Source organism: Streptomyces sp., assembly GCF_036566765.1.
GTDB lineage: Bacteria > Actinomycetota > Actinomycetes > Streptomycetales > Streptomycetaceae > Streptomyces.
In genome coordinates this window covers 1-22,759 of record NZ_DATCVQ010000307.1, presented here as the reverse complement: position 1 = coordinate 22,759, position 22,759 = coordinate 1, and the positions used below count along the sequence as shown (strand labels likewise).

Annotated in this window: 19 protein-coding genes; 7 read left to right on the top strand and 12 right to left on the bottom strand. The window is 71.5% G+C overall.

All coding sequences use genetic code 11. The features are described from left to right. Positions 1 to 400, top strand: a 400-nt coding sequence (locus VIU94_RS17650) for a PucR family transcriptional regulator (protein ID WP_331912584.1), incomplete at its 5' end; no start/stop codon positions are given. A gap of 10 nt (positions 401 to 410) precedes the next feature. Here VIU94_RS17650 and VIU94_RS17645 read toward each other — a convergent pair. Beyond that, complete coding sequence (locus VIU94_RS17645) at positions 411 to 869, bottom strand: very short patch repair endonuclease (protein WP_331912582.1); 459 nt, start codon at positions 867 to 869, stop codon at positions 411 to 413. Between the two features lie 81 nt (positions 870 to 950). Here VIU94_RS17645 and dcm point away from each other — a divergent pair, with 81 nt between their 5' ends. Next, complete coding sequence (gene dcm, locus VIU94_RS17640) at positions 951 to 2,135, top strand: DNA cytosine methyltransferase (protein ID WP_331912580.1); 1,185 nt, start codon at positions 951 to 953, stop codon at positions 2,133 to 2,135. Between the two features lie 28 nt (positions 2,136 to 2,163). Here dcm and VIU94_RS17635 read toward each other — a convergent pair whose 3' ends face one another. The 4 genes from VIU94_RS17635 to VIU94_RS17620 are packed head-to-tail and all read right to left on the bottom strand — an operon-like array spanning position 2,164 to position 7,081. Further along, on the bottom strand, positions 2,164 to 3,117 hold the full coding sequence (locus VIU94_RS17635) for a protein NO VEIN domain-containing protein (protein ID WP_331912578.1): 954 nt from the start codon (positions 3,115 to 3,117) through the stop codon (positions 2,164 to 2,166). After that, positions 3,114 to 4,997 carry a DEAD/DEAH box helicase gene (locus VIU94_RS17630; RefSeq protein WP_331912576.1) on the bottom strand — a complete coding sequence of 628 codons (1,884 nt, stop codon included), beginning with the start codon at positions 4,995 to 4,997 and terminating at the stop codon, positions 3,114 to 3,116. The genes VIU94_RS17635 and VIU94_RS17630 overlap by 4 nt, the downstream gene beginning before the upstream one ends. Beyond that, positions 4,994 to 6,301 carry a ParB N-terminal domain-containing protein gene (locus VIU94_RS17625; protein ID WP_331912574.1) on the bottom strand — a complete coding sequence of 436 codons (1,308 nt, stop codon included), beginning with the start codon at positions 6,299 to 6,301 and terminating at the stop codon, positions 4,994 to 4,996. The genes VIU94_RS17630 and VIU94_RS17625 overlap by 4 nt, the downstream gene beginning before the upstream one ends. 3 nt (positions 6,302 to 6,304) lie before the next feature. Further along, positions 6,305 to 7,081 carry a hypothetical protein gene (locus tag VIU94_RS17620; RefSeq protein ID WP_331912572.1) on the bottom strand — a complete coding sequence of 259 codons (777 nt, stop codon included), beginning with the start codon at positions 7,079 to 7,081 and terminating at the stop codon, positions 6,305 to 6,307. A gap of 182 nt (positions 7,082 to 7,263) precedes the next feature. On the opposite strand from VIU94_RS17620, the gene VIU94_RS17615 reads away from it, so the two are divergent. Then, on the top strand, positions 7,264 to 8,403 hold the full coding sequence (locus VIU94_RS17615; protein WP_331912570.1) for a DUF1266 domain-containing protein: 1,140 nt from the start codon (positions 7,264 to 7,266) through the stop codon (positions 8,401 to 8,403). Beyond that, entirely contained in the window at positions 8,400 to 9,551 is a 1,152-nt protein-coding gene (locus VIU94_RS17610) for a DUF1266 domain-containing protein (protein WP_331912568.1), read from the top strand. The genes VIU94_RS17615 and VIU94_RS17610 overlap by 4 nt, the downstream gene beginning before the upstream one ends. Positions 9,552 to 9,583: 32 nt before the next feature. Here VIU94_RS17610 and VIU94_RS17605 read toward each other — a convergent pair whose 3' ends face one another. The 7 genes from VIU94_RS17605 to VIU94_RS17575 form a co-directional block, all read right to left on the bottom strand. Then, on the bottom strand, positions 9,584 to 10,159 hold the full coding sequence (locus tag VIU94_RS17605) for a TetR/AcrR family transcriptional regulator (protein ID WP_331912567.1): 576 nt from the start codon (positions 10,157 to 10,159) through the stop codon (positions 9,584 to 9,586). A 91-nt stretch (positions 10,160 to 10,250) separates the two neighbouring features. Next, positions 10,251 to 11,840 (bottom strand): phosphoglycerate dehydrogenase, encoded by a 1,590-nt coding sequence (serA, locus tag VIU94_RS17600; protein WP_331912565.1) that lies wholly within the window; start codon positions 11,838 to 11,840, stop codon positions 10,251 to 10,253. A 235-nt stretch (positions 11,841 to 12,075) separates the two neighbouring features. Then, positions 12,076 to 13,077: a ketol-acid reductoisomerase gene (gene ilvC / locus VIU94_RS17595; RefSeq protein WP_331912563.1), complete on the bottom strand. Its 1,002-nt coding sequence runs from the start codon at positions 13,075 to 13,077 to the stop codon at positions 12,076 to 12,078. A 74-nt stretch (positions 13,078 to 13,151) separates the two neighbouring features. Then, entirely contained in the window at positions 13,152 to 13,676 is a 525-nt protein-coding gene (ilvN, locus tag VIU94_RS17590; RefSeq protein ID WP_331912561.1) for an acetolactate synthase small subunit, read from the bottom strand. A gap of 17 nt (positions 13,677 to 13,693) precedes the next feature. After that, positions 13,694 to 15,577 carry an acetolactate synthase large subunit gene (locus VIU94_RS17585; RefSeq protein WP_331912559.1) on the bottom strand — a complete coding sequence of 628 codons (1,884 nt, stop codon included), beginning with the start codon at positions 15,575 to 15,577 and terminating at the stop codon, positions 13,694 to 13,696. A gap of 226 nt (positions 15,578 to 15,803) precedes the next feature. Beyond that, positions 15,804 to 18,671, bottom strand: coding sequence for a putative bifunctional diguanylate cyclase/phosphodiesterase (locus VIU94_RS17580; protein ID WP_331912557.1), 2,868 nt, complete (start codon positions 18,669 to 18,671; stop codon positions 15,804 to 15,806). Positions 18,672 to 19,005: 334 nt separating this feature from the next. Beyond that, positions 19,006 to 19,941: a 2-hydroxyacid dehydrogenase gene (locus VIU94_RS17575; protein ID WP_331912586.1), complete on the bottom strand. Its 936-nt coding sequence runs from the start codon at positions 19,939 to 19,941 to the stop codon at positions 19,006 to 19,008. A 125-nt stretch (positions 19,942 to 20,066) separates the two neighbouring features. Between VIU94_RS17575 and VIU94_RS17570 the strand changes: the two genes are divergently transcribed. The 3 genes from VIU94_RS17570 (at position 20,067) to VIU94_RS17560 (ending at position 22,667) form a co-directional block, all read left to right on the top strand. Then, entirely contained in the window at positions 20,067 to 21,071 is a 1,005-nt protein-coding gene (locus VIU94_RS17570; protein WP_331912555.1) for an aldo/keto reductase, read from the top strand. A gap of 218 nt (positions 21,072 to 21,289) precedes the next feature. Further along, positions 21,290 to 22,441, top strand: coding sequence for a PQQ-dependent sugar dehydrogenase (locus VIU94_RS17565; RefSeq protein WP_331912553.1), 1,152 nt, complete (start codon positions 21,290 to 21,292; stop codon positions 22,439 to 22,441). Positions 22,442 to 22,454: 13 nt separating this feature from the next. Beyond that, positions 22,455 to 22,667, top strand: coding sequence for a DUF6191 domain-containing protein (locus VIU94_RS17560; RefSeq protein WP_331912551.1), 213 nt, complete (start codon positions 22,455 to 22,457; stop codon positions 22,665 to 22,667). The last annotated feature ends 92 nt before the right edge of the window (positions 22,668 to 22,759 follow it).

Below are 22,759 nucleotides of genomic sequence, written 5' to 3'. Positions count from 1 at the left end.
CGCGGGCCTGGCGGCCGCCCGGCGCGGCCTCGCCGAGCTGGACGCCGGCTGGCACGAGGCCACCGCCGCCACCCGGGCAGCCCTGGCGGAACCCCGGCTCGGCCCCCTCGCCCAGTGGTCCTCCATCGGCCCGTACCGCCTCCTCACCGCCCTCCCCGAGGCCCCCCACGACCCGACGGTCGCCCCGCTCCTCCAGCCCGCGCACACCGAACTCGCCCGCACCGCCGAGGTGTTCCTCGACCACGCGGGCCAGGCGGGCCGCACCGCGGCAGCCCTGGGCATCCACCGCCAGACCCTCTACTACCGCCTGTCCCGCGTCGAGGCCCTCACCGGCCTGGACCTGGACGACGGCGAACACCGCCTCCTCCTTCACATGGCCTTGAAGTCGGCGAAGCTCTGAGCCGTCGGAGTCATGCGTCGGCGGCCGCTCCGCGAGCCCTGGCCACAGCGCTTTCCACACGACTGGCCGCCGCGACCGGGTCCTCGTGCTCCCAGACCCGCACGACCGTCCAGCCCGCTTCCTCAAGCCTCCGGTTCGTGTCGGCGTCGCGCGTCCGGTTCCGTTCGACCTTCGCGGCCCAGTAGGCGCCGTGGCGGACGGCGACGGTGTGGTGCTCCGGGCAGCCGTGCCAGAAGCAGCCGTCGAGGAAGACCGCGACCTTCGCGCGCGTGAAAACGAGATCGGCCGTGCGGCGCAGCTCCTTGATCGGGCGGGCGGAGACCCGATAGCGCATGCCCCGCGCATGAACCGCCCGGCGCAGGGCCAGCTCCGGGCCCGTGTCCCGACTCCGATTCGCGCGCATGCTCGCCCGTACGGCCTCCGTGGAAGCCCACGACTCCCCCGTACGACGCTCTGCATCCTCAGCCATACGCACACCGTAGGCTCCCGCGCGCGGCGCCTGCACCGATGGACTGAAGGAATTGTCCGAGGGCTCCCGTACCATCGCCGGGTGACCTCAGCCCTCTCCTCTGCCGCCAGCACCATCCCCGCGCAGGCCGCTGCACCGGCTGTCGCGGAGTTCGCCGTCGCCGAGTTCTTCGCCGGAATCGGCCTCGCGCGGCTGGGACTTGAGCGGGCCGGCTTCAAGGTCATGTGGGCGAACGACCTCGACCCGCAGAAGCAGGACATGTACGTCCGGCACTTCCCCGGGTCCGACGATCACTACCGGCTCCAGGACATCCGTGAGATCGCCGGCGACATCGACGGGTCCTCGGTGCCGACGGGCGTCTGCGTGGCCTGGGCCTCGTTCCCCTGCACCGACCTGTCCCTGGCGGGCGGACGCTCGGGCCTGGCGGGGCAGCACTCCAGCACCTTCTGGGACTTCACCGACGTGGTGGAGGCGATGGGCAGGCGGGACGGTGCCATGCCGCCGATCGTCGCGCTGGAGAACGTGAACGGCTTCGCCACCAGTCATAAGGGCGCCGACATGAAGGCCGCCATCAAGCGGCTGACCGATCTGGGCTACTGGGCCGACGTCGTCACCCTCGACGCCCGGCGCTTCGTCCCCCAGTCCCGGCCCCGTCTCTTCCTGATCGCCAGCCGCCTTCCGCAGCCGCCGGCCGACGAGCGACGGAACACCGAGCTGCGCCCGTCCTGGCTGGACCACGCCCTGGACGACCCGGACCTGAGGACGCACCGGACCCTGCTGCCCGAGCCGCCCGCCATGAAGACCACAGGCTGGACGGCGCTGGTCGACGCCGACGACGACCCGCACGTGGACTGGTGGGACGAACAGCGCGTGGTGAAGTTCACCTCCCAGCTCTCCGACATCAACCGAGCCCGCGTCGACGCGCTGCGCGCCGAGCCGGAGGCGTCGTACCGCACTGCCTATCGCCGTACCCGCGGCGGCGTGCCCGCCTGGGAGATCCGCGGTGACGACGTCGCAGGCTGCCTGCGCACGGCGCGCGGCGGTTCCTCCAAGCAGGCCGTGGTGCGGATGCAGAAGGGCGAGCCGCTCAAGGTCCGCTGGATGACCGCCCGCGAGTACGCCAAGCTCATGGGCGCCGGCGACTACGTCCTCCCGGACAACCGCAACCAGTCGATCATGGGGTTCGGCGACGCGGTCTGCGTCGACGCGGTCGCCTGGCTCGCCCAGCACTACCTGCGCCCCCTGCTCGCCGGCGCCCTGCGCTGAATCATGTGCGCCGGATGTCCCTGAAGGTTCAGATACCCGACGACCTCTGAGTCGGCAGTCGCGTCGCGGCGGCCGCGAACCCGGGCAGCCGCAGTTCCGGGCTGGGCTCCAGTCCCGCCGGCCGCCATGCCCCGGGCTCGGGGGCCAGCACGGCCGACTCCTCCCAGCGGAACCGCTCGGTGTCGACGGGGACGGTCCCCCGGACCGCCTCGGCGGAGAGCTCGAGGACTTCCGCCACGTGAGAGCGGTCGATGACGTCCGCCACGAACGCGGAGCCGTGGAACACCACTTGGACGACCCGCCATTGACTGCCGTAGCGCATTCCCGTCTCGTACTCATTGCGGGAGAGGTGGAACGTCCCGCGAGACATGGGGCCGGCGCCCTTCACCTCGATGCGGTCCATGCCCGGCTGTCGTACCTCGATGTCGTAGCCGAACGCGTCCGACAGCAGCGCCACGTGTACGGGCCTTAGGCCACTGTGCCGCAGGGCGTCGAGCACGACCTGCTCGGCGGCGTCGCCCACTCTCTGTCGTATCTCGTCCTGCCGCGTGCCGCAGAGTTCGGTGTGCACCGCGAGCAGCACGCCGTCGAGGTCCGGCTCGAGCCAGGCCAAGGCCCTGAGATCGTCCGTGGGGATGTACGCCCGCACGACCCGTCCTGACTCGACCGCAAGCGCAAGCCAGGGCGGCGGATCGGCGCGCAGCAGCACATGTGCGAGATCCCGGGGCGTCGCAGCCTCGCCGAGTTCCGCGATGCGGCGCAGCGGACGCCCGAGCCGCACCCCGTCGGCCTCTTGCGCCAGGCGCGCCTCGGTCAGCGCCCGAGCGACGCCGCGCAGATCCACCGCCGCGGCGAGGTACGCGCCGTGGTCCCGGGCCGCGTCGACCCACTCGTCGATGTCCGCCCGGTGCGCCAGAACGGCCGTTCGAGTGAGCAGCAGGGCCCCGAACGCCGTTCCGTGACGCGGCAGCAGAGCGGTCACGCCCGTACCCCGAGCGTCGCGAGCAGCGCCGCCTCGTCGTCGCCCCACACCGCCTGCTCGACGGTCCCGGCGTCCGGTTCCGGCAGGGCGACCTGGACGAGCCCGGGATCGTTCATGAGCTGGGACAGGACGACGATCTTCTCTCGGAGCCGGCCCTCGACCGCGTCGTCGACAGTTCCCTCGCTGAGCAGCAGGGTGAACCGGGTGGACACGTCGTCCCGCAGGCCGAGACGGTGGATGCGGTCCTGGCTCTGCAGAAAGTGGCCGGCGTTGAACGTGCGGTCGAGATAGACGGCGTGATGGCACCAGTGGTGCAGGCTCACGCCCTCGCCGCACGCGGCCGGGTTGGCCAGCAGGACGTGGCAGTCGGGGTCGTTCCGGAACCGGTCGAACTCGCCGTCCCGCGTGATCGCTCCGGGCGGCGCACCGTCCGCGGGCGGGACTCCGCCGTGAACGACGGCGGGATGGAACGCGCTGAGCCGGTCTCGGAGGATCTTCAGGTTCCGTACGAAGGTGGACCAGACGAGCACCTTCTCGCCTCGAGCCGCGGCCTCCGCGACGATCCGCTCGATCTCCCTGTACTTCCAGGGGACCTCGTACGCGGCGTACTGCTGGAGCAGGCGGGCGAGCGGCTCGTCCCCCCGAAGCTCCAACGGCGGGTGTGCGAACCCGTCCTGGTCGTGTTCGTCGGAGCCGGCGACCAGCAGCGCCGGGTTGGTGGCGGCCTCCAGCAGGTACATCATGATCCGGCCGAGCCGGGTGAACCGTCGACGGTCGTTCACGCCGAGCGCGAACTCGCCCCGGTAGCGGCCCGCCAGGGCCTCGTAGACGGCCTGCTGGATCTGGCCCATCGGACGCGCGACGACCTCGAACGTCGTCGGAGGCAGGCCGAGCCTCGACTTGGGCGTGCGAACGAAGTACCGCCCGATCGCTCGGCTCGTCTCCGCCACGACCGTCGGTTCCCGCCCGTCACGCTCGGAGTACGCCCCCGGCGGCAGGATCTGATGGTCCTGTCCGGGGTAGAGGAAGCGCATCGGGGCCACGAGGTCGTACGCACCCTGCGGGGCGGGCGTGCCGGTCAGCACGTCCCGGCGGCGGGCGGCGTACGCGAGGTCGAGGACGGCGCGGCCGTGCACACCCTGTTCGCCTCGCTTGATGCGGTGGGCCTCGTCGATCACGACGTGCGTCGGCCTGCGCGCCACATACGCGCGGATGCGGTCGTAGTCGGATGCGGCCCGGTTGTAATTGGTGAGGAGGATGTCGAGGTCGTCACGGATCAGAGACGTCGCCCCCGTGTGCACGGCCAGCCGGGGAGCAGCGCTCAGACAGGCTGCCGAGTCCTCCTTCCACGCCTGGAACGCGGCGAGGGGCGCGATGACGAGGAGCTGCTCGACCTCCCCGCGGGCCCGGTTGAGCGCGAAGTTCGCCAGCGCCACGGTGGTCTTGCCCGCGCCCGGCACGGAGAAGTCCGCGCCGTGCGGGAGGCCGAGCAACGTGGCCAGGTTCTCCAGCTGGAACGGCTTGAGCACCCGCCGGAACCCGCTGGCGGCGAGCTCCTGCCCCAGGTCCGTGCCCGCGACATCGCGCGCGCCGTGCAACGCGCTCTCCCGCCTGCGCCGGTCGTCCGCCAGGATCCGCAGCTGCTCGGTCAGCTGCGGACCGAACTCGAACTTCTGCCGGAAACGCTTGCGCACCCCTGCGACGACGGCGACCTCGGCGAGGAAGACGTCGACGCGGACCTCGATCCGCTCGGCGGAGCCTCCCACGACGCCTCGCGCGAGAGCCTCCGCGAGCTGGGCCCAGGCGCCGGCGCTGGCGTCGAGTCCCCGTTCGAGCACGACCTGGGGGCGGCCGTCGCGGTACAGCTCCGCGAAGATCAACTGCGCTCCCTGATCTCGGCCAGCACCTTCTCCAGTCGCTCGACCCGCTGGAGGAACGCCTCCTCTTCCCAGTTCGGGTAGGTCCGGGCCTTCTCCAGCAGCGTCGGAATGCGCGCCAGCTCGGCGACGGCCTTGTCGGCCCGCTTCAGCGGCGCCTGGACGGTGTCCTGCTCGCGCGTCTGCTCGTCGGCTTCGTCCGCCGCCGCCGCAACCGCTGCGGACAGGCTTCCGAGGACGTTCTCCATCGCGGCCCTCTCACCGCCGGGGAGCACGATGCCGGCCTCGGGGCGGGTGGTGGCGACCAGGGTCACGAGGTCGCCGAGCGGGGCCTCGGGCTCCTCCTCGCCGAGGAGGTCGCTCAGCGGGTCGGCCTCGTCCAGGTCCGATCCCCCGGGGGTCGCGGCGTCGAGCACGGCCCTCAGGGTGGGTTCCTTCGACAGCTCCCGGGCCACGAGGTCCGAGGCGTCAGAACGCCGCAGGTGGCGCAGGGAGCGGTAGTTCGTCCCGGTCAGGATGCCGAGGAAGTACGCGTCCTTGACGCTCTCCTTCTCCCGTGCGGGCTTGCTCCGGATGTGCTTGGCCAGCTCCTCGAAGGCCGACTCGTTCTCGGTGAAGTCGACGTGCAGCCGGGCGCCTTCGGACCGCTCGACCAGCTGGTGGACGAGCAGCAGCTTCTCGTGCTGCTGACGCACCTCGCCCACCGGCTTGTGCATGCGCACGGCGACGTGCTCCCAGTTGAGGTCGGCCCGTTCGTAGAGGTCCTCGATCATCAAGGCCTCGTTGATCCACGAGTACTCCTTCTTGAAGTCCCGGGCCACCTGCAGCTCGGTCTCCAGAAAGAGCAGTTCGTCCGCCGTGGCGTCGTCGGGCAGCACGAGACAGCGCACGTACTGGTGCTTGACGGATCCCTCGGCCGAGAGGGAGCGCAGCGCAGCGGCCCGACGGTTGCCGTTGATCAGCACGCCGTCCGCGGTGACGATCGCGGGCTCCTGCTGCGGACGCTCCTTGAGATCGCTCTTGAGGTCGACGAACTTCTCCTGGGCGCACAGGATGTCGAACTGCGCCTCCTGCGCCTCGGGCCCCAACGGATCGGCGCTGAAGAGGTCGTCGCGGCCCCGCTTCCGGATCTCCCGAAGCTGCTCCGCCTTGGTGCGGTGGTTCAACGTGGAGAACCGCACCCACTCGACCGGAAGTTCGACCTGAGGCAGATCCTTGTCCTCGCGCGGCCATGCGGGGACAGTGACCACCGTCTTGCGCTGCCTGGCCCTGAGGAAGGCAGTACGGTCCGGGTCGAGCATCGGCATCGATCAACTCCTGTACGTGGTGGCGCGCTGGGGACCCGAACGCGCGGTGACGACCGTGCGGTCGGATTCCCCTCGCCGCTGGAATCCGACATGTCCGATGAAGAGGTCCGCCCGGTCCTCCGGTATGCCGAAGGCGCTCAGCAGCAGGGCGGGAAAGCGTCGGCGCGTTCCCCCGTCCCAGTTCCACTCGGTCGCGTCCGCATCGCTGTCCGGCATCACGTAGACGCAAGGCGGCGGGACCTGCTGCCCGCCGACTTCGATGGAATGGGCGGACTTGGGGCACTCGCGGGCGGCCGTTCCGCACAGGTCGTTGTGGAAGACGACGCCGTCGAGGGTGTCGGGGTAGCCGTCGAAGAAGCGCTTGCGCAGCCGTATGACGCCCTTGACGATGTGCTCGCCCGGCTCGTTCCGCATGCTGTCGCAGAGCCACCACAGATACGTCTCACGCGCCCATTCAGGCGCCGACCACTTCACACTGCTGTGCAGTCCGTCGGGGCAGCCTTTCTTGATGATCGCGACATCCCCGAAGCCGTCGACAGCCAGTCGGTACACCTTGTCCTCGCCGCGCTTCGGCAGCGTCAAGCTGCGCACGAGCCCTTTGTGCACCAGTTGCTGAAGCAGGTCGACGAGAAAGGCCTCGCGGTTGACCGATCCCGCGCTCTGACTGCCTCTGAGACGCTCGATGGCCGCCGGCAGTGCGTCGCGGTATTCCTTCGGCGTCAGTCCGAAGCGGCCCAACAAGGCCTCCTCGCCGCCCAGATCGCGCACCACGCGGGACACGGCCTCGATGATCTCCTCGGACGGAGCGCCCGCGTGTCGACAGGGCGCAGCCGCCTCTGGGTCCATTGCCGATCCCCCTCCTGAAACCTCGACAGATCATACGTCTCGCATATGACACCGCACTTGGCGTGACGAAAGGTGAGACCGGCTGCGGTGAACGGGCGGCTTTATAGGATCAGGCCATGACAACGGGGAGTTGGGCCGCGCCGACGACGGCCGAGCGGGTGCTGGGCGAGGCCGAGGCGCGGGGGGATCGGGCTGGGGTGTTGGAGGTCCTTGGGCGGACGCGGCTCTATCTGCTCATCGCGCGGCTGCACGCCGACGCGCCCGGCTTCGTCCCTCCGCTCCACACCGAGCGCGACGAGTCCGCCCGGCGCACCGTCGTCCCGGTGCTGACCGAGGGCATGTTGCCGCCCTGGCACCCGGACTGGGTGTTCCGGCAGGTCACGCTCTCCGAGCTCGCCCAGGGGTGGCCGTCCGACAAGTGGCTGCTCGCGGTCAACCCGGGCACCCCGTACGCGGCCTCCCTGCCCGCCCGGGCCGCGGACCGGCGGGCCTGGCAGGAGGCCGAGGCTCGCGGCGGCGGGCCCGCGCGGGTGCGGCTGCTCACGCATGCCGGCGGGCACCTGCACGGGCCGGTCGCGCAGGGGCTTGCGCTCGGGGCCCATCTCGCCGTGCTCAACGGGCTGGTGTGGAACCAGCTGGGCGCGCAGTACGAGGACTACGGCACGGACGTCCGCCGGCTCCGGAACCCCTGGGGCGTGCACCACCGGGCGGGCTTCCGCGAGACGTTGGAGGCCCTGCTCGCCACGCGGCTGGTCGGCCGGGTGCCCGAGTCCGTGCTCGCAGTCCGGCGCCGGCTCGCCGTACGACAGGGTGCCGCGCCCACGTACGAGCAGTGGCGGGCCGCGCTCGACAACGACCCGGGCGCGTCCGGCGGGACCTTGGCCGAGGCCATCGAGTTCCAGCGCCGGATCGCCCACTACGAGGACCGCTTTCGCGCCGACGGCGTCCTCGCGCCCGGCGGCCGGATCGACACGATCGCCGCCTTCGACCTCGGCCGGGCCGTGAACGTCGCCCGGCTGGCGCTCGGCGCGCGGTACTGCGACCCGCAGGAGGCCGAGCAGTCCGTGCTCCGGGTCCTCGCCCCCGCCCGCCAGGCCTACGGCTCCTGGGCCGACTTCTCTCTCGGCTACCTGCTCGCCCGCCTGGTCCACTTCGACGAGGGCGACGACGAGGCGATGTACCAGGAGTGCCTGGCGCTCCACCGCACGCTCACCCACGACCCCACGAGCCCTTACCGGAACATCCCATGGTCATGACCACCCCACACCCCTGGACCCCGCCGACCGAGGTCGAGCAACTGCTGCACGACGCGGGGACGAGCGGCGACGGCGCCGCCCAACTCCGCGCGCTGGCCGGGGCGGAGCTCTTCATCGGCGCCCCGAAGGCCGAGGTCGACGCGGAGCCGGACACGGTCTACTGGCGCCCGCACGAGATCGCGAACGGACTCGTCGTCCGGCCGGTGGTCACCCGCGGGATGCTGCCGCCCTGGCATCCGGACTGGGTGTTCCACCAGGTCACGCTCCGGTGGTGCGCCGAGTTCGGGTGGCGCGATCCGCGGGTGCTGCTCGCGGTGAACGGGGGCACCCCCGGGCAACTGCTGCTGCCCGCCCAGCCCGAGCACCGGGCGCTGTGGCTGCGGTACTACGCCGAGCGGGAGCGCTCCAACGGGAACCGCCTCGTCGCGCTGCGGCACGGGGCGCTGCACGGTCCGCTCGCGTACGGGCTGGCCTGCGGGGTGCATCTGGCGTTCGGGAACGGCGTGCCGTGGAACGACGTCGGCTCCGCGTACCACGGGTACACCGACGAGCTGGAGTCGCTCCGGGACTCCTGGGACGTCACCGACCGCGCGGGCTGGCAGAAGGAGCTGAGCGCGCTGCTCGACGCGCGCAACAGCCCGCCGGAGCCCGACTTCGCGCTCCGGGTCCGCGAGGAGCTGCGGATCCGCGGCGGCGAGCCGCCGTCGCCGGACCTGTGGCGCGAGACGGCCGCCGGGCACGCCCAGGACCTCGGCGCGAGCCCCGGGTCGGTGCGGCACATCGAGGAGCTGGTGCGCCGCATCCTGCGGTACGAGGCCCGGTTCCGAGCCGACGGGCTGCTGCCGCCGGACGGACGGGTGCGGACGACGGTCGCGTACGACTACGGCCGCGCGGTGAACATGGCACGCTGGGGTCTGTCGGCCCGCTTCTGCACGCCGCCGGAGGCCGAGCAGGCCATCGTGCACGCGGGGGCGCTGAGCAAGTCCGCGTACCGGTCGTGGCAGGACTACTCGGCGGGGTACGCGCTCGGCCGGGTGCTGCGCTTCGACGGCGAGGAGTACGGCACGTTCCATGTGGGGAACGTGGCCGCCCATCGCGTCCTCACCGAGCACGAGGGCAGCCCCTGGCGGCACATCCCCTGGCGCTGAGTCGGCCCCGCTGCGTCAAGGCCCGGTCCGCGTCAGCCCCGCTCCCCCATCAGGAGTCTGAGGCCCTCGGTCAGGTCGTCAGCCGTCGGCGCGGTCTCCGGGTCCACCATCCACTGGATCATCACGCCGGTCGCCAGCGCCTGGACGAGCAGCCCGGCGACCCGGGCCTTCTCCGGCTCGGCCGCGGGGTCGATGCCGAGGAAGCCCTCGGCCATGCCGAGCCGGCCCTCCCGCTGCGGCTCCTTGATCGCCTCGCGCAGCTTCTCGTCGTCGTCGAGGCGGGTGACGACCTCGGTCTGGAGCTTCCAGACCGGGCGGCTGGCCTCGGCTGTGGCGATGAGCTGCTCGAACACGTCGTGGAAGCGCTGGTACGGATCGGCGGGCGGTTCCTCCCTGACCTCGTCGGCCGGGCCGGCGCTGTCGCCCCACTCCTCCGTCAGCGCGAGGAAGGCCTGCTGGAGCAGGGCGTCCTTGGAGCCGTAGTGATAGCCGATGGAGGCGAGGTTGGTGCCGGAGGCGGCCACGATGTCGCGGGCGGTGGTGCGGGCGTAGCCCTTCTCCAGGAGGCAGCGCTTGGCGCCGTCGAGCAGATCTTCGCGGTGTCCCATGGCAGCACTGTACCCGGACCTTAGACATCCGTGTAAGACGGACGTCTAAGGTCCGGGTGCGAGTGGCCACATGGTCCGGACGGGAAACCCGTCAGACCAGGTTCACCGAGCGCGCCGAGGCCGCGCCGATCTCCGCCGCGAGCTCCGTGAGCACGTTCGCCGGGATGGTGCCGTCCACGGTCAGGACGGCCAGCGCCTCGCCGCCCTCCTCCGCACGGGCCACCTGCATGCCCGCGATGTTCAGGCCGGCCTCGCCGAGGATGCGGCCGACGGTGCCGACGACGCCCGGGCGGTCCTCGTAGCGCAGCACGACCATGTGGTCGGCGAGATTCAGGTCCACGTCGTACTCGCCGATGCCGACGATCTTCTGGAGGTGCTTGGGGCCGGCCAGCGTGCCGGAGACCGCGACCTCCTCGCCGCTCGCGAGCGTGCCGCGCACGGTGACCACGTTGCGGTGGTCCGGGGACTCGCTCGACGTCGTCAGACGCACCTCGACGCCGCGCTCCTGCGCGAACAGCGGGGCGTTGACGTACGAGACGGTCTCGTCGACCACGTCCTCGAACACGCCCTTGAGCGCGGAGAGTTCGAGCACCTTCACGTCGTGCTGGGTGATCTCGCCGTACACCTCGACGTCGAGCCGCGCCGCGACCTCGCCCGCGAGCGCGGTGAAGATCCGGCCGAGCTTCTCGGCGAGCGGCAGACCCGGCTTCACGTCCTCGGCGATGACGCCGCCCTGGACGTTGACCGCGTCCGGGACCAGCTCGCCGGCGAGCGCGAGACGGACCGACTTGGCGACCGCGATGCCGGCCTTCTCCTGGGCCTCGTCCGTGGACGCGCCGAGGTGCGGGGTGCAGACGACCTGGTCGAGCTCGAAGAGCGGGGAGTCCGTGCAGGGCTCCTTCGCGTACACGTCGAGACCGGCGCCGGCGACCCGGCCCTCCTTGAGGGCGGAGTACAGGGCGACCTCGTCGACGATCCCGCCGCGCGCGGCGTTGACGACCCGGACGCTCGGCTTGACCTTGTGCAGCGCCTCGTCGCCGATGAGACCGAGGGTCTCGGGGGTCTTCGGCAGGTGGACGGTGATGAAGTCGGCGACCTCGAGCAGCTCGTCCAGGGTCAGCAGCTTCACGCCCATCTGGGCGGCGCGGGCCGGCTGCACGTAGGGGTCGTACGCGACGATCTTCATGCCGAACGCGGACATGCGCTGGGCGACCAGGACGCCGATGCGGCCGAGGCCGACGACGCCGAGGACCTTCTCGCTGAGCTCGACGCCGGTGTACTTGGAGCGCTTCCACTCGCCGTTCTTGAGCGCGGTGTTGGCCTGCGGGATGTTGCGCGCGGTGGCGACCAGCAGACCGCAGGCGAGCTCTGCGGCGGTGACGATGTTGGAGGTCGGGGCGTTCACGACCATCACGCCGGCCTTGGTGGCGGCGGAGACGTCCACGTTGTCCAGGCCGACGCCGGCACGGGCGACGACGCGCAGCTTCTTGGCGGCGGCGATGGCCTCGGCGTCGACCTTGGTCGCGGAGCGGATCAGGATCGCGTCCACGTCGGCGATGGCGGGGAGCAGCGCGGCGCGGTCCGCGCCGTTGCAGTGCCGGATCTCGAAGTCGGGGCCGAGCGCGTCGACGGTGGCCGGCGACAGCTCTTCAGCGATCAGTACGACAGGTTTCGAGCTCACGTGGTCCTCACAAGTGCAGTGCGGACGGCCGTCCCGACGGCCGCAGGCGGTGGAGGGGCTAGCCGCGTGGAAGACGCACGACGCTGTGGGCCTGACGCGATGTTGTTCAAGAGTGTAGTGGCGTAGGGGGCCCTCTATTCCGCCGTGGCGGAAGGATCACCCGTCCGTGGTTGGACTCACTGTCCAATGATGTGCGGAGGGGCCGGACGCAGTGTCCGGCCCCTCCGCCGAAGGCTTACGCCTCCTCGTCGTTCACCCAGCTCATGAGCTTGCGCAGCTCCTTGCCGGTGGTCTCCAGGAGGTGCTTCTCGTCCTGGGTCTTGTACTCGTTGTACTTCTTCAGGCCGCCGTGGTACTCGTCCATCCAGTTCTTGGCGAAGGTGCCGTCCTGGATCTCGGTGAGGACCTTCTTCATCTCGGCCTTGGTGGCGTCGGTGATGATCCGCGGGCCGGTGACGTAGTCGCCCCACTCGGCGGTCTCGGAGACGGACCAGCGCATCTTCTCCAGGCCGCCCTCGTACATGAGGTCCACGATCAGCTTCAGCTCGTGGAGGCACTCGAAGTACGCGATCTCCGGCTGGTAGCCGGCCTCGACCAGGGTCTCGAAGCCCGCCTTGACCAGCGCGGACGCGCCACCGCAGAGGACGGCCTGCTCACCGAACAGGTCGGTCTCGGTCTCCTCGGTGAAGGTGGTCTTGATGACGCCGGCGCGGGTGCCGCCGATGGCCTTGGCGTAGGAGAGCGCCAGGGCGAAGGCGTTGCCGGTCGCGTCCTGCTCGACGGCGGCGATCGCGGGGACGCCGCGGCCCTCCTCGTACTGGCGGCGGACGAGGTGGCCCGGGCCCTTCGGGGCGACCAGGGCGACGTCGACGCCGGCCGGGGGCTTGATGAAGCCGAAGCGGACGTTGAAGCCGTGCGCGAAGAACAGCGCCTTGCCGTCCTTCAGGTTCGGCGCGATGGACTCCTCGTAGACCTTCGCCTGGATCGGGTCCGGGATGAGGATCATGATGACGTCGGCCTCGGCGGCGGCTTCGGCCGGGGTGACCACGCGCAGGCCCTGCTCCTCGGCCTTCGCCTTGGACTTGGAGCCCTCATGCAGACCGACGCGGACGTCGACACCCGAGTCACGGAGGGACAGCGCGTGGGCGTGGCCCTGGCTGCCGTAACCGATCACCGCGACCTTGCGGCCCTGGATGATGGACAGGTCGGCGTCGTCGTCGTAGAACAGCTCGGCCACTGGGATTCTCCTTGGAGTGCTGGTGTTGCTTCCCACCGTACGGCGGGAGGGGGAAGGGAAGTCTTCTGGTCTCGTCAGGCGGAACGGTCGAGGGCCCGCAGGGACCGGTCCGTGATGGACCGGGCGCCACGCCCTATGGCGATCGTGCCGGACTGGACGAGCTCCTTGATGCCGAACTGCTCCAGCATCTTGAGCATCGCGTCGAGCTTGTCACTCGAACCGGTGGCCTCGATGGTGACCGCCTCGGGCGAGACGTCCACGGTCTTGGCGCGGAACAGCTGGACGATCTCGACGATCTGGGAGCGGGTCTCGTTGTCGGCGCGGACCTTCACCAGGACGAGCTCGCGCTGGATCGCAGCGGTGGGCTCGAGTTCGACGATCTTCAGGACGTTGACCAGCTTGTTGAGCTGCTTGGTCACCTGCTCCAGCGGCAGGTCCTCGACATTGACCACGATGGTGATGCGGGAGATGTCGGGGTGTTCGGTGACACCGACCGCGAGCGAGTCGATGTTGAAGCCGCGGCGGGAGAACAGCGCGGCGATACGGGCCAGGATGCCGGGGGTGTTCTCGACCAGGACCGAGAGCGTGTGCTTGGACATGTCTTCTCGCTTCTCTCTCAGTCGTCTTCGTTGTCGCCGAAGTCGGGGCGGACGCCCCGGGCGGCCATGACCTCGTCGTTGGAGGTGCCGGCGGCCACCATCGGCCAGACCTGGGCGTCCTCGTGGACGATGAAGTCGATGACGACCGGACGGTCGTTGATCGCGTTGGCCTGCTCGATGACCTTGTCCAGGTCGGCCGGGTCCTCGCAGCGCAGCGCGACGCAGCCCATGGCCTCGGACAGCTTGACGAAGTCCGGGACGCGAGTGCCCTTGCGGGGCGCCGTGCTGGCGCCGAGCTGGGAGCCGGTCGCGTCGTGGCCGGTCTCCTCGGCGTGCAGCACCGTGCTCGAGTAGCGCTGGTTGTAGAACAGCGTCTGCCACTGGCGGACCATGCCCAGGGCGCCGTTGTTGATGATGGCGACCTTGATCGGGATGTTGTTCAGCGCGCAGGTGACGAGCTCCTGGTTCGTCATCTGGAAGCAGCCGTCGCCGTCGATCGCCCAGACCGGGCGGTTCGGCATGCCGGCCTTGGCGCCCATGGCGGCCGGGACCGCGTAGCCCATGGTTCCGGCGCCGCCCGAGTTCAGCCAGGTGGCCGGCTTCTCGTAGTTGACGAAGTGGGCGGCCCACATCTGGTGCTGGCCGACGCCGGCCGCGTAGATGGTGTCGGCCGGGGCGAGCTGGCCGATGCGCTGGATGACCTGCTGCGGCGAGAGGCTGCCGTCCTCCGGCAGGTCGTAGCCGAGCGGGTACGTGTCGCGCCAGCGGTTCAGGTCGGTCCACCAGGCGGTGTAGTCGCCCTTGTTGCCCTCGCTGTACTCGGCCTGGACGGCCTGCACCAGGTCGGCGATGACCTCGCGGGCGTCCCCGACGATCGGGACGTCGGCGGCGCGGTTCTTGCCGATCTCGGCCGGGTCGATGTCCGCGTGGACGATCTTGGCGAACGGCGCGAAGCTGTCCAGCTTGCCGGTGACGCGGTCGTCGAAGCGGGCGCCGAGGGCGACGATCAGGTCGGCCTTCTGCAGCGCGGTGACGGCGGTGACCGCGCCGTGCATGCCCGGCATGCCGACGTGCAGCGGGTGGCTGTCCGGGAACGCGCCCAGGGCCATCAGCGTGGTGGTGACCGGGGCGCCGGTCAGCTCGGCGAGGACCTTCAGCTCGGCGGTGGCGCCGGACTTCAGGACGCCTCCGCCGACGTACAGCACGGGGCGCTTGGCGCCGGTGATCAGCTTCGCGGCCTCGCGGATCTGCTTGGCGTGCGGCTTGGTGACCGGGCGGTAGCCGGGCAGGTCCATCTGCGGCGGCCAGCTGAAGGTGGTCTTGGCCTGCAGGGCGTCCTTGGCGATGTCGACCAGGACCGGGCCGGGGCGGCCGGTGGAGGCGATGTGGAACGCCTCGGCGATCGTCTTCGGGATGTCCTCGGCCTTGGTGACCAGGAAGTTGTGCTTGGTGATCGGCATCGTGATGCCGCAGATGTCCGCCTCCTGGAAGGCGTCGGTGCCGATCGCCTTGGACGCCACCTGGCCGGTGATCGCGACCAGCGGGACGGAGTCCATGTGCGCGTCGGCGATCGGGGTGACCAGGTTGGTCGCGCCCGGGCCGGAGGTCGCCATGCAGACGCCGACCTTGCCGGTGGCCTGCGCGTATCCGGTCGCGGCGTGGCCGGCGCCCTGCTCGTGCCGGACGAGGATGTGACGGACCTTGGTGGAGTCCATCATCGGGTCGTACGCGGGGAGGATGGCACCGCCGGGGATGCCGAAGACGGTGTCGGCCCCCACTTCCTCGAGAGAGCGGATGAGGGACTGCGCACCCGTGACGTGCTCAACGGTGGCGGACTGTCCGCCGTTACGGGCCCGCGGCTGCGGATGGTGGGCCCCGGTGGCCTGCTCGGTCATCGGCATTCTCTTCTCGAAGCTGAGGGTTTTCGCTGGGGGTTTCGCGAGGTTTCAACGGGTTTTGACGAGTGCCAGTGCAACAAAAAACCCCTCGTGCCGGGAGGCAAGCGAGGGGAGCGCGTCGGGTGCGTGTCAGCCGGGCCTTCGTGGCCCGGCTTCAGCCGACGCGCTTTCCAAGTACGAGAATTCGGGTGCGCATGGCACTGACCCTCCCCCCGACGCGCCGTCACTGTCAAGTGGGTGGGACGGGCGTCTCACTATTTGAGCGGAACGGGGGACGGCCGGACGGACGAAGTCCGCCGCTGAGGGCCGGCAGCGCGACCCCGCCGGGGACCGGATAGTCGTCCCGGACCAGGGCCCGGCGCAACCGGTATTCGTCCAGCGGACCGGAGAAGGCCATGCCCTGGCCATGGGTGCAGCCCATCGCCCGCAACGTGAGCACCTGCTCGGGCACGTCCACCCCGTCGGCGACGGACTGCATGCCGAGGTCGCAGGCGATCCGGAGCAGCCCGGCGGTGATCTTGCGCAGCCGGGCGGACTCGACGACGCCCTCGACCAGGCCCCTGTCCAGTTTCAGTACGTCGACAGGGAGGCGGCGCAGCGCGTTGATGGCCGCGTAGCCGCTGCCGAAGCCGTCCAGGGAGATCCGTACGCCGAGCCGGCGCAGGGCCAGCAGGCGCTGCTCCAGCTCGTCGAAGGAGATCCGCGGATCGCTGTCGGCGAGCTCGATGATCAGCGCGCCGGACGGGAGTTCGTGCCTGGTCAGCAGGGATTCGACGGAGCCGAGCGGGAGCGACTTGTCGAGCAGCCGGCGGGCGGGCAGCCGGATCGAGACGGGGGTGCGGTGGCCGAGGCGGGCGCGCTCGGCGGCCTGCTCGACCGCCTCCTCCAGGAGCCAGCGGCCCAGCTCGGCGGTGCGGTCCCCGTCGTCGGCGACCCGCAGGAATTCGGCCGGGGTGAACAGGATGCCCTGGGCGGAGCGCCAGCGGGCCTGGGCGGCGACGGCGGCGATCCGCCCGGTGGAGAGGTCCACCACGGGCTGGTGCAGCAGGGCGAATTCACCGTCGAGCAGCGCGGTGCGCAGCCGGGCGGCCAGTTCGGTGCGGCGGACGACCTCGGCCTGCATCTGGGGGGCGTAGAGCTCCACCCGGTCCTTGCCGGCGGCCTTGGCCCGGTACATGGCGAGGTCGGCGTTGCGCAGCAGGTCGCCGGCGCTGATGCCGGGCTCGGCGAAGGCGACGCCGATGGAGGCGGCGACGCGCACCTCGGCGCCCTCGACGCGGTACGGCTGGGAGAGCGTGAGGCGCAGGCGGTCGGCGATCTCGTGGACCTGGTACTCGCGGGCGGACTGGTCCCGGCCGCCGTCGCCGAGGATGAGCGCGGCGAACTCGTCGCCGCCGAGCCGGGCGGCGGTGTCCCCGGCCCTGACGGAGTCCTGGAGGCGGCGGGCGGCCTGGATCAGCAGTTCGTCGCCGGCCTGGTGGCCGAGGCGGTCGTTGACCCCCTTGAAGCCGTCGAGGTCGATGAAGAGCACGGCGGTGCCGGCGTCGCCGGACCGGCGGCCGGTGAGCGCCTTGCGGACCCGTTCGGTGAACAGGGCCCGGTTGGGCAGGTCGGTGAGCGGGTCGTGCTCGGCGTTGTGCCGCAACTGGGCCTGGAGACGTACGCGTTCGGTGACGTCCCGGCTGTTGAAGATCAGGCCGCCCTGGTGGCGGTTGACGGTGGACTCGACGTTGAGCCAGTCCCCGCGGCCGGACCGGAAGCGGCACTCGATCCGGGTGGTGGGCTCGTCGGCGGGAGAGGCGGCCAGGAAGCGGCGCACCTCGTGGACCACGCCGCCGAGGTCTTCGGGATGGATCAGCGAGGCCAGTTCCGAGCCGATCAGCTCCTCGGCCTCGCGCCCGTAGACGCCCGCGGCGGCGGGGCTCACGTACCGGAGTATGCCGGTCGGCGCGGCGATCATGATGACGTCGCTGGAGCCCTGCACGAGGGACCTGAAGTGGTTCTCCTTCTGGGCCAGTTCGTGGGTCAGCGCGATGTTGTCCAGCAGCATGATGCCCTGCCTGACGACGAGGGCGAGCACGACCGTGCAACCGGTGAAGACGACCACGCGGTCCACTCTGCGTCCCTCGATGACGTTGTACAGGATGCCCAGGGTGCACACGGCCGCCGCCAGGTAGGGCGTGAGGGCGGCGAGGGAGCCGGCGACGGGGCGGCTCCGGTCGCGCGGCGGGCGGCTCCCGGCGCTCTCGGGGATCCGCCGCACCCCCCACGGGGCGTACGCGAGGAGCAGCGAGCCGGCGAACCAGCCGGCGTCGAGCAGTTGGCCGGAGCGGTAGTGCTCGCGGAGCAGCGGGGAGGTGAACAGCGCGTCGCACAGCACGGTGAGCGCCAGGGCGGCGATGGCGGTGTTGGTCGCCGAGCGGTTCACGTTGGACCGGCGGAAGTGCAGGGCCAGGACCATGCTGACGAGGACGATGTCCAGCAGCGGGTAGGCGAGCGAGAGGGCGGCCTGGGCGACGCTCTCGCCCTGGAAGTGCGCGGTGTGGGCGAGGGCGAGGCTCCAGGAGAGCGTCAGCAGGGAGCCGCCGATGAGCCAGGCATCGAGCACCAGGCAGACCCAACCCGCTCTGGTGACGGGCTTCTTGGCGAGGACGAGGAGCCCGACGATGGCGGGCGGCGCGAAGAGCAGGAAGAACAGGTCGGCCAGGGACCGGTTCGGCACGTCCTGGCCGAGGACGACTTCGTACCACCCCCAGACCGCGTTCCCGAACGCGGCCATCGTGGAGGAGAAGGCGAAGAGCAGCCAGGCGGGCCGGAAGCGGATGTCGCGCATCCGGCCGTAGAGGAAGCAGGAGACGGCGGCCGCGAAGGCGGCGGCGCTGAGCCCGAAGTCCCCCATGATCAGCGTGAGTTGCGCGGATCCCCAGCCGACGGCGGCGCCGGCGGCGTATCCGGTGCAGGTGAGCGCGAGGGCCAGCTGGGCGAAGGCGGTGTTGCGGCTGCCGCGCGCGGCGTCCGGCTCGCGCGCCTGGCCGTCGACCGTCTCGCGGCCCCTTCTGGCGGGGCGGCGGCCGATGAGCGCCCCCGGGGCGCTCATCGGGGGCCCCTGGCGGGCGGCGGCGGATGCTCCGGCGGTTTCGTGCGCCGCCTCGGGGCGCGGGAGGGTCGCCGCCGGCGGCCCCGCCGCGTCGGAACGTCGGTCCTTCGGCCGTCCATCACCCGTCGCCCCCCTCGGAATCTGATGACCCGTCACGTCACTCCCCGGCGTCATACCCGTGCTCGACGCAGTCCCCCGCTCGGGACGATACACCAGGATCGTCACTCAGCGACAGGGGTGCTCTACGCTCCGTGACGATCAAAGGACTTACGGAAACGGAGCGCGTACGGGCGCGTTCGGAGCGTGTCCGGGGCGGGCGCGAGCCCCCGGCGGCTCAGGTGGTCAGGACGACGTTACGGAGCTCCTCGCCGGCCGCGAAGCGGGTCAGCTGGCCCGCGATCAGCCGCTTGGCGCGCGGCATGAACGCCGACGTGGAGCCCCCCACGTGCGGGGTGACCAGGACACCCGGAGCGTGCCACAAGGGGTGCCCGGACGGCAGCGGTTCCGGGTCGGTGACATCGAGTGCCGCGGTGATCCGGCCGCTCTCCAGCTCGGCGAGCAGCGCCTTGGTGTCCACGACCGGGCCGCGCGCGACGTTCACCAGCAGCGCGCCGTCCTTCATGCGGGCGAGGAAGCCCGCGTCGGCGAGATGCCTGGTCTGCGGGGTGAGCGGGGTGGACAGCACGACCACGTCGGCCTGCGGCAGCAGGGCGGGCAGATCGGTGAGCGCGTGCACGAGGCCGCGCTCCGTGGTGCGGGCGGAGCGCGCGACGCGCGCCACCCGCGCGCACTCGAAGGGCGCGAGCCGGTCCTCGATGGCGGCGCCGATGGATCCGTACCCGACGATCAGGACGGACTTGTCGGCGAGCGCGGGGTAGAAGCCGTCCCGCCACTCCTCGGCGTCCTGGCCGCGCACGAAGCCGGGGACGCCGCGCAGCGAGGCGAGGATCAGGGTCAGGGTCAGCTCGGCGGTGCTGGCCTCGTGCACGCCCTTGGCGTTGCACAGGCGCACACCGGGGCGGAGGTCGCCGATGCCCGGGGTGACGTGGTCGATGCCGGCGGACAGGGTCTGCACGACCTGGACCGAGGTCATCGCGGCGAGCGGGCGCACGGCGATCTCGGTGCCCTTCATGTACGGCACGACGTAGTAGGCGCAGCGCGCCGGGTCGCCGGGGAACTCGGGCCCGCCGTCCCAGTGCAGGTAGCGCAGGCCCGACGCGCCCGGGTCGGGAAGTCCTTCGATCTCGGCCGCCGGGATCGGAAGCCACACGTCAGCGGTGGCGCCCTCGGTCGCGCCCTTGGTTGTGTCCTCAGCTCTCATGGTCGGGAGGCTATGCGAAGAATCCGGCAGCTCATTGGTTACTTTGGGGGCGGCACAGGGAGGGGTACCGGCACGTGGAGCGCAGGACAATCGGGGCGGCGGCGCTCGAAGTGGGTGCGATCGGCCTGGGCTGTATGCCGATGAGCTGGGCGTACAGCGGCTCTCAGCAACGGGGCGACCGCTCGTTGCGCACGGTGCACGCGGCGCTGGACGCGGGTGTGACGCTGCTCGACACGGCCGACATGTACGGGCCGTTCACCAACGAGCTGCTGCTCGGGCGGGTGTTGAAACAGCGGCGCGCGGACGCGTTCGTGTCGACGAAGGCGGGGCTGCTGGTCGGGGACGGGCACGTGGTGGCCAACGGCCGTCCCGGGTACGTGCGCAGGGCCTGCGACGCCTCGCTGCGGCGGCTGCAGACCGATGTGATCGACCTGTACCAGCTGCACCGCGCGGACCCCGAGGTCCCGGTCGAGGAGACCTGGGGCGCGATGGCGGAGCTGGTGGCCGCGGGGAAGGTACGGGCGCTGGGGCTGTGCGCGATGGGGGTACGGGCGGTACGGCGCGGGGGCCCGGCGCGTGACCTGTACGACGGAACGATCCGCCAGCTCGAACGCGTGCAGCAGGTCTTCCCGGTGAGCGCGGTGCAGGCGGAGCTGTCGGTGTGGTCCCCGGAGGCGCTGGGGCGGCTGCTCCCATGGTGCGAGGCACGCGGGGTGGGCTTCCTGGCAGGCATGCCGCTCGGCAACGGCTTCCTGACCGGCACCCTGACCCCGGGCGTCGGCTTCGAACCGGACGACGTACGGGCCCGGCACCCCCGCTTCACGGCGGAGATGATGGCCGCGAACCAGCCGGTGGTGGCGGGCCTACGACGGGTGGCGGCCCGGCACGGCGAGGGGGTCACCCCGGCGCAGGCAGCTCTGGCCTGGGCGCTGGCGCAGGGGCGGCACGTGGTGCCGGTACCGGGGACGAAGCAGGAGCGGTGGGCGGTGGAGAACGCCGGCGCGGCGGGGCTGGAGCTGAGGGCGGAGGACCTGGCGGAGATCGAGGGGCTGCCGGGGGCTCGGGGGTCGTGGGACTGAGGGGGCCGTGGGACTGCGGGGGCCGTGGGACTGCGGGGGTCGTGGGACTGCGGGGGTCGTGGGGCTGAGCGGGTTGTGGGGCTGAGCGGGGGGAGCGGGGCGTTCCGTTGCTCTTGCGGGGGAAATCCCCTCCGGCGGGAACCCTGGGCGGGGTGAGGGGTGTTCCCAGGGAGTAGGGCAGCTCGCATCGCTCGCTCGTCGGGGAAGGGGTCGAAGCCATGCGTCGTCGACATGCCGGGACGGTCGTGGGGGCCGCGGCTCTTCTCCTGCTGGTGGCCGGGTGCTCGTCCGGCGGGGGCACGGCCTCCGAGGGGCGCAGCCCGTCCCCGTCCGGATCCGTGACGGCTCCCTCGCCCTCCGGGTCCGCGCCGCCCGCGAAGGGTTCCGTGCGGGTCGCGGCCACGCTCACGCAGGACCTGAAGTCGCCGTGGGGCCTCGCCGCACTGCCCGACGGCGACCTGCTGGTCTCCTCCCGCGACGAGGGCACGGTCACCCGGATCGACGCCGAGACCGGCCGGAAGACCGTGCTGGGCTCCGTGCCGGGGGTCGCGCCGGGCGGCGAGGGGGGTCTGCTGGGCCTCGCCGTCTCCCCGGGCTTCGCCTCGGACCGGCAGGTGTACGCGTACTTCACGACCGAGTCGGACAACCGGATCGCCCGGCTGCGGTACGACGAGAAGAGACCGGCCGGACAGCAGCTCGGCGCGCCGGACACGGTGCTGCGCGGCATCCCCAAGGGCGTGGTGCACAACGGCGGGCGGATCGCGTTCGGCCCGGACGGGATGCTGTACGCGGGCGCCGGCGAGACCGGGAACAGGGAGCTGGCGCAGGACAAGAAGTCGCTCGGCGGGAAGATCCTGCGGATGACGCCGGACGGGCGGCCCGCGCCGGGCAATCCGTCGCCGGACTCGGTCGTGTACTCGTACGGCCACCGCAATGTGCAGGGCCTGGCCTGGGACGGGGCGAAGCGGCTGTGGGCGGCGGAGTTCGGCCAGAACACGTGGGACGAGCTGAACCTGGTCGAGGCCGGCAAGAACTACGGCTGGCCCGCGGTGGAGGGCCGGGGCGGCCGGGCCGGGTTCGTGGACCCGGTGGCCCAGTGGCGCACGGACGAGGCCTCGCCGAGCGGGATCGCGTACGCCCAGGGCTCGATCTGGATGGCCGGGCTCCGCGGCGAGCGGCTGTGGCGCATCCCGCTCGCGGGAGCGGAACCCTCGGCGGCGCCTCAGGCGTTCCTCGAGGGGAAGTACGGCCGGCTGCGCACGGTCCTGCCGACGGGCGGGAACGGGCTGTGGCTGGTGACCAGCGAGACCGACAGCCGGGGCACGCCCGAGCCCGGCGACGACAGGATCCTCCGATTGGAGGTCCGATAAGGAGGCGGACGCCATGTTCGGTTCGCTGGACCAGTTCTTCGCCCCCGGCCGCCGCCACGCCGAGGAAGAACGCCGCCGCCTGGCCCTCACCCGCGAGGACGCCGGCGACAACGACCCCGCCCGCGGCCCGATAGACCTCACCTCCGGCCGCGTCACGATAAGCGTCCCGCCCCCGACGAAGGCGGAGGAGCCCGAAGAGCCCGCCTCGGAGGAGGCCGACGACTAGGGGCTGTCCGGCGCACGCGCCGCCAGGTCAAGCCCGGCCCGCGCCGCGGGCAGCGAGCCGGTGCAGCTCACGTCGCGACCGACGCGCGCGCC